At 36.6% G+C, this 14,207-nt stretch carries 10 protein-coding genes; 5 read left to right on the forward strand and 5 right to left on the reverse strand.

All coding sequences use genetic code 11. The annotated features are described in order from the left end of the window. Nucleotides 1–64: 64 nt before the first annotated feature. The 3 genes from murQ to INR75_RS04305 all read right to left on the reverse strand — a co-directional run bounded on the left by murQ (nucleotide 65) and on the right by INR75_RS04305 (nucleotide 3,780). A complete protein-coding gene (murQ, locus tag INR75_RS04295; RefSeq protein ID WP_223090914.1) occupies nucleotides 65–880 on the reverse strand; it encodes an N-acetylmuramic acid 6-phosphate etherase in 816 nt (271 codons plus the stop codon). A 29-nt stretch (nucleotides 881–909) separates the two neighbouring features. Next, the gene (locus tag INR75_RS04300) at nucleotides 910–2,451 is read right to left on the reverse strand and encodes a beta-N-acetylhexosaminidase (protein WP_223090915.1); all 1,542 of its coding nucleotides are present in this window, start codon (nucleotides 2,449–2,451) and stop codon (nucleotides 910–912) included. Nucleotides 2,452–2,520: 69 nt separating this feature from the next. Further along, entirely contained in the window at nucleotides 2,521–3,780 is a 1,260-nt protein-coding gene (locus INR75_RS04305; RefSeq protein ID WP_092539797.1) for a sugar MFS transporter, read from the reverse strand. Between the two features lie 455 nt (nucleotides 3,781–4,235). On the opposite strand from INR75_RS04305, the gene lepA reads away from it, so the two are divergent. Continuing rightward, the gene (gene lepA / locus INR75_RS04310) at nucleotides 4,236–6,032 is read left to right on the forward strand and encodes a translation elongation factor 4 (RefSeq protein WP_223090916.1); all 1,797 of its coding nucleotides are present in this window, start codon (nucleotides 4,236–4,238) and stop codon (nucleotides 6,030–6,032) included. 78 nt (nucleotides 6,033–6,110) lie between these two features. On the opposite strand, the gene INR75_RS04315 is transcribed toward lepA, so the two are convergent. Continuing rightward, the gene (locus INR75_RS04315) at nucleotides 6,111–6,620 is read right to left on the reverse strand and encodes a lipocalin family protein (protein ID WP_223090917.1); all 510 of its coding nucleotides are present in this window, start codon (nucleotides 6,618–6,620) and stop codon (nucleotides 6,111–6,113) included. A gap of 197 nt (nucleotides 6,621–6,817) precedes the next feature. Here INR75_RS04315 and INR75_RS04320 point away from each other — a divergent pair, with 197 nt between their 5' ends. Beyond that, a complete protein-coding gene (locus INR75_RS04320; protein WP_223090918.1) occupies nucleotides 6,818–7,576 on the forward strand; it encodes a YebC/PmpR family DNA-binding transcriptional regulator in 759 nt (252 codons plus the stop codon). Nucleotides 7,577–7,669: 93 nt separating this feature from the next. Here the strand turns inward: INR75_RS04320 and INR75_RS04325 are convergent, their stop codons facing one another. Then, nucleotides 7,670–9,547 (reverse strand): sodium:proton antiporter, encoded by a 1,878-nt coding sequence (locus tag INR75_RS04325; protein WP_223090919.1) that lies wholly within the window; start codon nucleotides 9,545–9,547, stop codon nucleotides 7,670–7,672. A gap of 169 nt (nucleotides 9,548–9,716) precedes the next feature. Between INR75_RS04325 and INR75_RS04330 the strand changes: the two genes are divergently transcribed. From INR75_RS04330 to INR75_RS04340, 3 genes are read left to right on the forward strand one after another with little or no spacing between them, the layout of a single operon-like run. Further along, nucleotides 9,717–10,580 carry an MBL fold metallo-hydrolase gene (locus INR75_RS04330; RefSeq protein WP_223090920.1) on the forward strand — a complete coding sequence of 288 codons (864 nt, stop codon included), beginning with the start codon at nucleotides 9,717–9,719 and terminating at the stop codon, nucleotides 10,578–10,580. Nucleotide 10,581: 1 nt separating this feature from the next. Further along, nucleotides 10,582–12,261, forward strand: a complete 1,680-nt coding sequence (locus tag INR75_RS04335; RefSeq protein ID WP_223091850.1) for a S8 family peptidase — start codon at nucleotides 10,582–10,584, stop codon at nucleotides 12,259–12,261. A 12-nt stretch (nucleotides 12,262–12,273) separates the two neighbouring features. Next, on the forward strand, nucleotides 12,274–14,145 hold the full coding sequence (locus INR75_RS04340) for a M1 family metallopeptidase (protein WP_223090921.1): 1,872 nt from the start codon (nucleotides 12,274–12,276) through the stop codon (nucleotides 14,143–14,145). Nucleotides 14,146–14,207: the final 62 nt, after the last annotated feature.

Raw genomic sequence — 14,207 nt, forward strand, 5'->3', positions numbered from 1 at the left:
TGAGGGAAAAACCAAGAGCGTTAATTTGAAGATTGTTCCTTATTTAAAGCAAGACAAGAAATTTTTAATCTCGACTATCGAGTAAGACATTTCTAACGCTACCATGTTTCAGTAAAAGCTCTTTAGCTTCAGCTTCTGGTACATTAAGTTCGTCCATGATCATTTGCGTACCGCGACCAACCAGCTTTTTGTTAGAAAGCTGCATATCTACCATGCGGTTGCCTTTAACTTTACCCAATTTGATCATAACACTGGTAGAAATCATATTTAAAACCATCTTTTGGGCACTTCCGGCTTTCATTCTTGTACTACCGGTCACAAATTCAGGGCCTGTTACCACTTCAATAGGAAATTCTGAAGCTTCGCCTAATGGGCTACCGCTACTACAGGCTACACATCCAGTTGATATTCCATGTTTTCTGGCTTCGTTTATTCCACCGATAACATAAGGAGTTGTTCCTGATGCTGCGATTCCTACAAGCGTATCATTTGCTGAAATTTGATATTTCTGAAGATCTTTCCAGGCTTGTAAAGTATCATCTTCAGCATTTTCAACCGCATTTCTAAGAGCGGTATCACCGCCTGCGATCAAACCAATAACCATATCTGAAGTTACGCCAAAAGTTGGTGGACATTCTGAAGCATCTAAAACTCCCAATCTACCACTTGTGCCGGCACCAATGTAAAATAACCGACCTCCTTTTTGCATATTTTCAACAATTACATCTACCAGTTTTTCTATAGCGGGTAGCTGCTTTTGTACATTTTCAGCAATTGTTTGATCTTCTTTATTGATGTTCGACAGCAATTCTGCCGTGCTCATCTTTTCAAGATCGTTATATTTTGACTGCTTTTCGGTATCGGGTTGTTTACTCTCCATCAGATAATATTAGCTCTCGCAATTTCCGATTATTTTTCTACTGTAGAAAATACTCCTTTAATTTTTGTTGCATTCCACTGCACATCTGGGGTTTTATAAAAGTTGATTCCCAGATAATCCAATCGTTTACCGTGCGTTCCCAAACGTTTTGTAAATTCAGAATAATCTTTCTTTTTTGGTGAAGACCAGCCAACTTCAGCAACAGCAATACTTCTTGGCCAAAGGCGATCGTCTGCAGTTGCATCGCTATGTACAAGCTCTGTCCAAACCGCACCTTCAACGCCTATAGCATTCTCATTTTCAGAAACAAAATCGTAAACGTTCTTTAAGGAAACCCCGTCTTTTTTACACCAGCTATAGGTATTTGGCTGATTTGGAATATTCCCATGATCTAAGTAAAAACTTTTACAAATAGATTCGATAATTCTGGTATCTACAACACTTTTGGTGGTTCCAGTCCAACGCTGACTAATAAACGAATCGTCTACTTTAGCCTGGGTAACTTCTTCCCAACCAATAGCAGTTTTGCCGTTTTCACGAACAATTTTTTCAGCCTTTACTACAAATTCTTTGTAATGCTCATCTTCAATTTCATCGCCTCCAATGTGTAAATAAGGGCCATCAGTAATTTCAGCAAGCTCGGCAATCACATCACTTACAAAATCGTAAACTACTGGTTTTTCCATACAAAACTTGCTCCACCCTACTTCTACACCGTGATAAGGTTCTGGTGGAGTTGCACGTTTAGGATCAAGATTCTCGAAATTATCACAGCTTAATTCTGGATATCCCTGCAAAGCAGCATAAGTGTGTCCCGGCATATCAACTTCAGGAATAATAATTACATTACGCTCTTTTGCATAGGCCTGTAATTCTTTAAATTCAGCCTGAGTTAAATAACCGGCACGACCATTTTTTACAGCAGACTGCCCTCCTATTTCGGTTAATTTTGGCCATTTTTTAATCTCAATTCTCCACCCCTGATCGTCGCTTAAATGAATATGAAAACGATTCAATTTATAAAGGGCCATACGATCTACATGCTTTTTTAGATAATCTAAATCAAAAAAGCTTCTGGCAACATCGATCATACTTCCTCGCCATTCGTAAAAAGGTTTATCGGTAATGCTAACCGCTGGAATACTAAATTCTGACGTAATTTTACCATTTTCCACTTCAGCTGGAAACAGTTGGCGAAGCGTTGTAATTCCGTAGAAAAGTCCGGCATTAGTAGCGGCTTCAATTTTAATTTTTTCTGAAGTTACCTTAAGCTGATAACCTTCATTTCCTAAAGAAGAAGAAAGATTTTTATCGATTTTCAATGAAACGATAGCTTCCTTTTCTGAAGCTTTTTCAAGCTCACTTCCTGTAGCATTCAATAGTGCTTTTAGCCATTTTAAACTTTTTTCAGCTTCAGCATCTGCATAAAAAGTTACGCTAGATGAAAACTGAAATTCGCTATTTTTCCATTCAATTTTGGAAGGCTTGGGAATTATAGCGGGTTTATCCTGGGCGTAAGCACCCAAAAAGATGAATACTGAAAAGAAAACAGAAAAGAAAGAACGTTTCATATTTATATTTTTAATCCCTCATTCAGGGTTTAATTCCCCGAGGTTTGATTCATTAAATCCAAGATGGGCTTATCTAATCTTATGTCCCTTAACGGCAAAGAAAAGAATGTATAAATAACATGGAATCACTACCCAATATGCCTGCTGAAGCCCAAAGCTATCTGCTAAAGAACCATAAGCCAAAGGAACGATCGCACCACCGGCAATAGCCATGATCAAAAATGAAGAAGCTATTTTGGTGAATCTTCCAAGACCATCTAAAGCCAAAGGCCAGATTGCAGGAAAAACAACCGCATTTGCTAAACCAAGCATCGATATACAAAGTACGGAAACAAAACCTTCAGTAAAAATAGCCGCTAAACCTAAGATAATACCTAAGATTCCTGAAATTTGTAATGCCTTTGCCTGACTAATATATTTTGGAATAGTAACTGTCCCGATCAAATAACCAACGATCATTGCCGCTAGTGTATAGGATGTAAATTGTAAAGCCGCTTCAGAAGCAATTCCCTGCCCATCTTTTGCATAGGTAATTACTGTATCACCGGCAATAACCTCTACACCAACGTAAAGAAACATCGCTAAAGTTCCTAAAAGTAAATTAGGAAATTGGAAAACACTGGTTTTATTTTTATTAGCTTCTGCTAAACTTTCATCTTCTTTGTCAGTTTCAATTTCTGGTAAAGAAGAAAAATAAATTAAAACCGCTAAACCTACAAGAACGATCGCCATTACGATATAAGGCATCTCAACTCGTGAAGAAAGCAAATCTAATTCGGCTTCACGCTCGGCTCCGGTTAAGGTGCTAAGTTTCGCTTCCACCTGATCCATATTTTTAAGTAATATGGCTCCAATCGTTAAAGGTGCTAAAATACCTGCAACCTTATTACAAATACCCATAATACTAATACGCTTCGCAGCACTTTCTATTGGGCCTAAAACGGTGATATATGGATTTGCAGCAGATTGTAATAAAGCTAAACCTGTTCCCTGAACAAACAATCCTGTTAAAAATAAAGCATAAGTTCTTGATGCTGCAGCCGGGATGAATATTAAAGCACCAACTGCCATCACAACTAATCCAAGCCCCATTCCTTTTTTGAAACCTGTTTTCTCTAAAACTTTTGCTGAAGGAATTGCCATTACAAAATAAGAGATGTAAGATGCAAACGCCACGAAGAACGATTGGAAGTTATTCAAATCGTTGGCTGTTTTTAAATAAGGAATTAAAACGGAGTTTAACCAGGTTACAAATCCAAAGATGAAAAATAAAACACCTATAATGATTATAGATTTACTGGTTCCTGAAGTTTTCGAGTTATCGCTCATAATATTTATTTACTCGTGTTTTAAATTAGCATTTTAAAAAAGCTTAAATTCAAATCATTAAAATTTTCTAAAAAGACTTTCTACAAAAAAAAGAAACTTTTTTATAAAACTTAAACACTTTATTAACTTTTTTTATAATTAAAAAGAACATAATCTAAATTTTTATTTAGAATTATCTATAATTTCGAGCTAATTCTTGAATTTTTAAAGAGCCATTTAAAGTTTACATCAGGTATTTGAAATAAACTATATTTGCAGCCCAAAAATTTTATAACTATACTGTCAAATATTATAATATTTTGATTGATTTTTGATCATAAAATTAGGGATCGCTTTAAAAATGATGGTTTAATTAAGATTGACCTATCCTATTTAAAACGAATTTTTTAAAAGAATAGAGGGAAAACCTCAGCTACATCCAAAGTTTGGATATAATTTAAAATGTTCACAATTGCATGAAACACATTCGTAACTTTTGTATCATCGCCCATATCGATCACGGTAAAAGTACGTTGGCAGACCGGCTTTTAGATTTTACAGGATCGGTAACAGAGAGAGAAAAGCAAGCACAGCTTTTGGATAGTATGGATTTGGAGCGGGAGCGTGGTATCACTATTAAAAGTCATGCAATCCAAATGGATTACATTCATGAAGGTGAGCAATACGTTTTAAATCTTATCGACACCCCGGGACACGTAGACTTTTCTTACGAAGTTTCTAGATCTATTGCTGCCTGTGAAGGCGCTTTATTGGTGGTAGATGCCGCACAAAGTATCCAGGCACAAACGATTTCTAACCTTTATCTGGCTTTAGAAAATGACCTGGAGATCATTCCGGTTTTAAATAAAGTTGATCTTCCCAGTGCCAATCCAGAAGAAGTTACAGACGATATTGTAGATCTTTTAGGTTGCGATCGTGAAGAGGTGATTCCTGCCAGTGCAAAAACAGGTATCGGGATCGAAGAAATATTACATGCTATTATTACCAGAATTCCTGCACCAAGTGGTAAAGTTGATGCTCCTTTAAGAGCCTTAATCTTTGATTCGGTTTACAATCCATTCCGCGGCGTAGAAACCTTCTTTAGAGTAATCAATGGTAGTATAAAAAAGAATCAGCATATCAAGTTCGTTGCTACAGGCAACGATTATTCGGCAGATGAGGTTGGTACTTTAAAACTAATTCAGCATCCAAAACAAGAGATCAAAACTGGTGATGTTGGATATCTAATTACCGGAATTAAAGATGCCCGTGAAGTAAAAGTTGGGGATACGATTACCGATGCAAAAAATCCTACGACAGAGGCTGTTGCCGGTTTCGAAGATGTAAAACCTATGGTATTTGCCGGAATTTATCCTGTAGATACTGAAGATTATGAAGAGCTTAGAGCATCGATGGAGAAACTTCAGCTTAATGATGCTTCTTTAGTATTCACTCCAGAGAGTTCTGCAGCATTAGGATTTGGTTTTAGATGTGGATTCTTAGGAATGCTTCACCTGGAGATCATTCAGGAACGATTAGAGCGTGAATTCGATATGACGGTAATTACTACCGTACCTAACGTTTCTTATTTTGCTTATACCAATAAAGAGCCAGATGAGATGATTTTGGTAAACAATCCATCAGATCTGCCAGAACCATCAACCTTAAATAGAGTAGAAGAACCGTTTATTAAGGCTACAATTATTACCAAAGCCGATTATGTTGGGCCAGTAATGTCGCTTTGTATTGAAAAACGAGGAGAAATTACGAATCAAACTTATTTAACTACAGAGCGTGTAGAACTTTCGTTCGATATGCCTTTAGCAGAAATTGTTTTCGATTTTTATGATCGCTTAAAAACAGTCTCTAGAGGTTATGCATCTTTCGATTATTCACCAATAGGAATGCGAGCTTCTAAGCTGGTAAAAGTAGATGTACTGCTTAACGCTAATAAAGTAGATGCGCTTTCAGCTTTATTACACCAGGACAATGCTTACGATATTGGTAAGAAAATGTGCGAAAAACTTAAAGAATTGATACCAAGACAGCAGTTTGATATTCCTATTCAGGCAGCGATAGGTGCTAAGATCATTTCCAGAGAAACTGTAAAAGCACTTAGGAAAGACGTTACCGCAAAATGTTATGGTGGAGATATCTCTCGTAAAAGAAAGCTGTTAGAGAAGCAGAAAAAAGGTAAAAAACGTATGCGCCAGGTAGGAAACGTAGAAATTCCTCAGGAAGCGTTTATGGCTGTTTTAAAACTAAACGATTAATAGCAATTAAAAGCTTTTATATAAAAACCCTCATAGTTTTTAAGCTATGAGGGTTTTTAGTTTTTACTTGTTTTATGCTTATTGCTTCTGAAGTGTGATCTCCATTACATCTACATTTGCAGTACCTTCCATTCCGCCGGTTAAGGCTGCACTTCCTGAAGCGTTAAGGATCATTCTATTAGAACTCAGTTCTATGATTTCAACCTCATGTTCTTCAGATTGTGTTTCCAAATATAGTTTGTCATCAACTATCGAGTAATTACCCGATACCGAAGAATATGGTACAGCTTCTTCACTAGTGTACTCCTGGCCGTTCATGATCATGGTGAACTCGACTGTATAAGCTCCAGAAGATGTAAATATACCGTCCTCTTTAAAATCGAAGATATAATCATCAAAACTCACGGACTGGCCTATAAATTGGTAATCCAAATTGCCATAATTCATATCACCTTCGTAATAAACGTTAGAAACTTCCCAGGTTCCATTTATTTCGTTAGAAATTTCAGAATCATTGTCGTCATCACTACCGCAAGAGCCCAATAGAAAACATGCCAATAGCATTGGTATTAAAAATAACTTCTTCATTTTTTGATTGATTAAGAGTGAATTTTCATCTACAATATATCCAATTATCCGCTTTAAAATTTACTTCAGAATAAAATAGGGTATAAATCCCTTTATTTCTTATTAATTCCTCAATTTCTTAAATTTGTGAAAATTGCTTCATTTTTGACCAAAATCGACTTAAATTGAAGCAAAACTGATTAAAAAAGGAGAATAAAATGGCCGGACATAGTAAATGGGCGAATATAAAACACCGCAAAGGAGCGCAGGATAAAAAACGTGCAAAGCAATTTACCCGAGCAATTAAAGAAATTAGTGTTGCTGTAAAAGAAGGTGGCGGTGCAGATCCTGAAGCTAACCCAAGTTTACGTAATGCTATAAGCAATGCTAAAGGGGTAAACATGCCCAAAGACACCATAGATCGTGCTATTAAAAAAGCAAGTGGGGCAGATGCCGACAATTACGAAACGGTAAGTTTTGAAGGTTATGGACCTAACGGAATCGCAATCTTTATTGAATGCACCACAGATAATACCAATAGAACCGTAGCTTCTGTGAGATCCATTTTCACTAAAAATGGCGGAAGTTTAGGTACCAATGGTTCGTTAGAATTTTTATTCGATAAAAAAGGAGTTTTTGTTCTTGAAAAAGAAAAAATTGAAATGAATCTTGAAGAATTTGAACTAGAACTTATAGAAGGTGGTGCCACCAAAATCGAAAAAGAAGATGATCTAATAACGGTTTATACCGATTTTAATGATTTTGGACTGATGTCTTCTAAGCTTGAAGAATTAGAGATTGAAACAAAATCTTCTGAAGTGCAACGAATCCCTTTAAACACCGTTGAACTACCGGTAGAGGACGCTAAAAAGATCTTAAACCTCATCGAAAAGTTTGAAGATGATGATGACGTTCAAAACGTATATCATAACCTTGAAATTACAGATGAACTTATCGAAGCTATGGATGAAGATTGAATACTATAAAAAAATATAAACCAAAAACGCCCAATTTCGATTGTTGAGATTGGGCGTTTTTTATACCTGTTTATTGCTTAATTTATCATCGTATTAATCGTCCTCGGTTTTGGTTTTCGTATCTTCTTCGTCGCCAGTATTCGAGTTATCTTCAATTTCCATCTGTTTTCCAAGATAAACAAGTTTAAAGCCTTCTTCGATTTCTACTTCTTTACTGTTAGACGGAATGATACTAAGATTTCCTTCATTATTTTTTACAAACAGCGGAATGATATCAGGATCGGTTTTAGAAATTTCAATTAAACCTTCATAATGCTCCTTAGAATTCAAAGTAACCTCGTGTACTTGTGAGTACTTGCGGGCAAGATTCGTAAGTTTTACGTAATCATCTGTTTGAGAGAACAATCCTTCTTTTGGGTTATTTTCAGGATCTTGCATTTCTTCAGGAGAAACCACTCTAAAAGATCCATTTTCACCAAAATGCTTTCTAAACTTTTCTATGGCATTTTTATTAATCTCACTGTTACTGGTCATAGCCATTAAATAACCTATATCATTAAGCTCGATATTATTAATAAGATCTTCAGAATATACATTTTCTTCGATAGCATCTAATCCCATGCTTTTAGCCTTTCTAACATTCATCCCATTGTTATCTACTAAAACAACATGACGACCATTTTCTTCCATGTATTTACCAATGATCCTTGAGAAAGATGAAGCTCCAATAATTAAAATCCCTTCAGAATCTTTCAAAAATACGCCCACAAGCTGAGCAAATAAACGTGCCGTCGTAGCATTTAATAGTACTGTCCCCAACACGATCATAAACACCAAAGGCGTGATATATTCGGCTCCTTCTACACCTTGATTTGCCAATTCTATACCAAATAGCGAAGCAATACCTGCAGCTACGATACCTCGAGGACCAACCCAGCTTATAAATAACTTTTCGTTGAATTTAAGCGAAGAATTAATACTACTTATAAAAACACCCAGCGGTCTTACTACGAAAACGATCACTGCGAATAACCAAATCGCTTTACTGGTAAATACCAGGTAAAGATCTTCCATATTAATATTTGCAGCCAGCAGAATAAATAAGATCGAAATTAAAAGAACACTTAAAGATTCCTTGAAATAAAGTAACTCTTTTAAATTTGGTAGATCGATATTTCCCATCACCATTCCCATCACAACCACGGCTAGAAGTCCACTTTCGTGTGCAAATTGATCAGACAATACAAAAACCCCAAGCACTGCGGCCAGTGTAAGTACGTTTAATAAATAATGCGGAATGATATTTTTCTTGATACTGTAGGCGAGGGCATGGGCAAAAGTAAATCCAAAAGTGAATCCAAAAAGCACGATCTTACCAAATTCTAACAATACGGTTGAAGTATATTCTTTTCCTTTCCCGGCACTTATAAACTCAAAAACCAGTACAGCAACCAAAGCACCAATAGGATCGATTAAGATTCCTTCCCATTTTAAGATCGTTGAAATATCCTTTTTAAGCGGAATATTTCTAAGAATAGGTGTAATTACCGTAGGCCCGGTAACAATGATTAGCGAGGCAAATAAAAACGAAATTTGCCAGCTGAGATCAAAAATATAATGTGCAGCAATACCGGCGCCAATAAAAGTGATAATTACAGCGACCGTAATAAGCTTCACAATAACGAAACCTACATTTAAGATCTCGCCTTTTTTAAGCGTTAAACCACCTTCAAAAAGAATGATCCCAATGGCGAGAGAGACAAAATAAAATAAACTTTCGCCCGGGAATAATCCAGATTCACCATTCCAGATAGGTTCTATAAGCTTACTTCCATCCTCTGTAAAGATGGTCGCAATTGGTCCCACAGAAAGACCAATCAAAATTAACGGAAGGATTGCAGGAATTTTAAACTTCCAAGCCACCCATTGCGCCAATATTCCTAAAATTACTATACCTGCTAATTCTAACATTAATCTTTCGGTTTGATTTAGAAGCTAAAAATATTAAAAATAGTTTAGTTTGCTCCCAAGCTCGTCTTAAACTCGATTTATTTCTAATCTCATGTTAAATCAGTCTAATAAACTGCTTTTGAGTATTTGATTTAATAATTTGCGATATATTGTGAAAATTTGATTTTTTATGAAATTATATCCTATCGAAGCAGGAAATTTTAAACTGGACGGCGGTGCCATGTTTGGCGTTGTTCCTAAAAGTATCTGGCAAAAGACCAATCCTGCAGATAGCAATAACATGATCGATATTGGCGCCAGAAGCCTTTTGATCGAAGATGGAAATAAACTAATTCTTATCGATACAGGACTAGGGGATAAGCAAAGCGACAAATTCTTTAGTTATTATTATCAGTGGGGCGATGATTCTCTAGATAGATCTTTACAAAAAAACGGATTTCATCGCGACGACATTACCGATGTTTTTACTACACATCTTCATTTTGATCACTGTGGTGGCTGCGTTCAATGGAATAAAGATCGCACTGGTTACGAAACCGTATTTAAAAACGCCAAATACTGGAGTAATAAAGATCACTGGGACTGGGCCACAAAACCTAATGCACGTGAAAAAGCATCATTTTTAAAAGAAAATATCTTACCAATAGAAGAAAGTGGGCAACTTCATTTTGTAGATCGAAAGGGCAAAGAAAGTTTTATTAATGTATCAGATCTTGGCTTTGGCGTGCTCTTTGTAGATGGACATACCGACAAACAAATGATACCACACCTGGAGTATAAAGGAAAAAAACTGGTTTTCATGGCAGATCTTCTGCCAACTACGGGACATATCCCTTTACCTTATGTGATGGGATACGACACCAGGCCTTTGCTTACTTTACCTGAGAAGAAAAGTTTTTTAGATAAAGCAGCAGACGAAGAAATCTATCTGTTTATGCAACATGATGCACACAACGAAGTTATAACCGTAAAACACACTGAAAAAGGTGTGAGACATGATCAAACATACACGTTTAATGAATTATTTAACTAAAATGAAAATTCCATTTTATAAACCATTACTGGCTGCTACCTCAGCAGCCATTCTTGCGTCTTGTGGGAGTAGTGCTCCTGCAATAGTTTCTACCCCAATCGCTAATATCGATACCATTCCGCTTAAGGTTACTGCACTTACAGATGCTCAGTTTAAAAACTGGCCAGAAGCAGATCTTACTTACGATACCATCCCTGGGATGAGTGTAGATAGAGCTTATTCAGAAATAATTAAAGATCAAAAAGGAAAAAAAGTTATTGTTGGAGTGATCGATAGCGGTACAGACATCGAACACGAAGATCTAAAAAACGTGCTTTGGACCAACGAAGACGAAATTCCCGGGAACGGAATTGATGATGATAACAATGGCTACATCGACGATGTTCACGGTTGGAACTTTTTAGGCGATGCTGTAGATGAAAACCTAGAATATGTTAGAATTTATAGAGAATTAAAACCAAAATACGAAGGCAAATCTGCAAGTACGGTAAGTGCCTCAAACCGGGAAGAATTCATTTTATATAAAGAAGCTGAAGAAGAATATCGTAAGGAACTGAATGAAACTCAGCAAAACGTTTCTCAATATGAGCAAATAAAATCGCAATTGGTAGCAGCGCATCAGGCCGTTTCTTCTCAATTAGGGAAAGAAGATTATACAATGGAAGAGTTAAGAGCCATGCAGGCTACTGCGCAACCTCTAAGCCAGTATAAAGCCATGTTGCTTCAGATTCAGCAAAATGTGAACGAAAATATTCCAAAAGCTATTGAAGAACTGGATGGAGCGATAGATTATTATAAAGAAATGCTCGAAATCAATTTGAACTTAGAGCTTGATGGAAGAGCCATCGTTGGTGATGATCCAGATGATCTTAGCGATCGTGATTACGGAAATAATAACGTAATGGGACCTGAAGCTGATAAGGAAAATATTAAACATGGTACGCACGTATCTGGGATTATCGCTGCACAACGAAATAACGGTATTGGAATGGACGGTGTTGCCCAAAATGTAGAGATCATGACCGTTAGAGCTGTCCCTAATGGCGATGAGTACGATAAAGACATTGCTCTTGCTATTAGATATGCCGTAGATAATGGTGCTAAAGTAATAAATACCAGTTTTGGAAAATATTTCTCTACGCATCCAGAATGGGTAAGAGAAGCCGTTAAATATGCAGCAGAGAATGATGTTTTGATCGTAAATGCAGCAGGTAACGAAAGTTTGAATCTAGACGAAAAAATGGTGTATCCTAACGATCAAACACCAGAAAATTCTGTAGAAATTAGCGATAACTTCTTAACGGTTGGTGCTTTAAATTACGATTACGGTTCTAAACTGGTAGCCGATTTTTCTAACTACGGAAAGAAAAATGTTGATGTTTTTGCTCCCGGAAATAAAATTTGGTCTACCACACCAAATAACGAATACGAATATTTACAGGGAACATCTATGGCTTCACCAGCGGTTGCGGGTGTAGCTGCTATGATTAGATCTTATTTTCCTAAATTAACCGCCCCACAGGTTAAAAAGATCATTATGGATAGTGGTTTACCGGTTCAGGCGAACGTAATTGTTGGCGGTGATCGTTTAAACACACAGGAATTTAGTGAACTTTCTACCTCTGGAAAGATCGTTAATTTATATAATGCATTAATTTTAGCCTCAAAAGTTTCTAAATAATAACCCACATTTATGAAAAAACTAATTTTTAGTCTGGCCATTTTGGCCACTGCCTTTACACAGGCTCAAAATAATACCAGCTACTGGCAACAGCATGTAGACTACGATATGGACGTAGATATGAATGTTGAAAATTACCAATATACCGGTACACAGGAGTTGATTTATACCAATAATTCTCCAGATACTTTAACCAAAGTTTACTACCATATGTTCTTTAACGCTTTCCAACCAGGAAGCGAAATGGATTCTCGTTTACAGGACATCCAGGATCCAGATGGAAGAATGGTGAACAACAAAGGAGATCGTCAAAATCCAGATTACGAAAGTAGAATTGCCAAACTTAATGAAGACGAAATTGGTTATTTAAGAGCCACTTCTTTAACTCAGGATGGTAAGAAAGTAGAGATGGAAGACGAAGAAACAATTCTTATCGTTCATCTTGCTGAACCAATTTTACCTGGAAAATCTACTACTTTTAAAATGGAATTTGAAGGCCAGGTGCCTGTTCAGATTAGAAGATCTGGTAGAAATAACGCCGATGGTGTTGCACTTTCTATGACACAATGGTATCCTAAATTAGCCGAATATGATTTTGAAGGCTGGCATGCAGATCCTTATATCGCCAGAGAGTTTCATGGCGTTTGGGGAGATTTTGATGTAACTATCAACATCGATAAAGATTATATTATTGGTGGTACAGGAGTTTTACAAAACCCAGAAGAAATTGGTTATGGTTACGAAGAAGAAGGAACAAAAGTTAAACGTAAAGGCAAAAAACTAGCCTGGAACTTTAAAGCTGAAAAAGTTCACGATTTTGCCTGGGCTGCAGATCCAGAATTTATCCACGACAAATTGGAAACTGAAAGCGGAGTAATACTTCACTTTTTATACAAAGACGATCCAAAAGTAACTGATGCATGGCAAAAAATTCAGCCAGAAACTGCAAAATTACTAGCTTTCTTTAATGAGCATATTGGTCCTTATCCATGGCCACAATACTCAATTATTCAAGGTGGTGACGGTGGTATGGAGTATGCGATGTGTACCTTAATTACCGGTGGCGAAAGCTACAATAGTTTATTAGGAACTACCGCACATGAGTTTGCACATTCTTGGTTTCAGCAATTATTAGGAACAAACGAATCTCAGCATCCTTGGATGGACGAAGGTTTTACTACTTATATTTCTGGATTAGCACAAAAAACGATCAAGGGAACTTCAGGAAATCCAACCGCAGGATCGTATAGAGGTTACAACTATATTGCAACTTCTGGTATGGAGCAACCACAAACTACGCATGGTGATCGTTACGATATCAATACTGCATATTCTATTGCTGCATACAGTAAAGGGGCGGTTTTCCTATCGCAACTTGGTTATATTATTGGTCAGGATAATTTAGCTGAAACTTTAAATCGTTATTATGATGAATGGAAATTTAAACATCCAACACCAAACGATTTTATAAGAATTGCTGAAAAAGTTTCTGGAGCCGAATTACACTGGTATTTAACAGATTGGACCGAAACTACCAATCAAATTGATTATGCAATCAATAGCGTTGAAGATGCAGAAAACGGAACCAAAATTACTTTAGAAAGAAAAGCTTTAATGCCAATGCCTGTTGAAGTTACTGTGACTTTAAACGATGGTAGTAAAAAATTATACTATATGCCATTGCGCATGATGCGTTGGGAAAAACCAGCTGAAGGAGATGTAGAGCGTATTTTAAAAGAAGACTGGCCGTGGGCATTTCCTACTTACGAGTTGGAAATCGATGCTGCAAAAGCAGATATAAAATCGATCGAAATTGACGAATCTCAGCTTATGGCAGATGTAAACCGTAACAATAATACTTACGGCGAGGTAGATTCAGAATAAGAATATTATTTTTTCTAAAACAAAAAAGTCCGGCAAATGCCGGACTTTTTTGTTTTAGAAAG

This window comes from Zunongwangia sp. SCSIO 43204 (genome assembly GCF_019904275.1).
Lineage (GTDB): Bacteria > Bacteroidota > Bacteroidia > Flavobacteriales > Flavobacteriaceae > Zunongwangia > Zunongwangia mangrovi.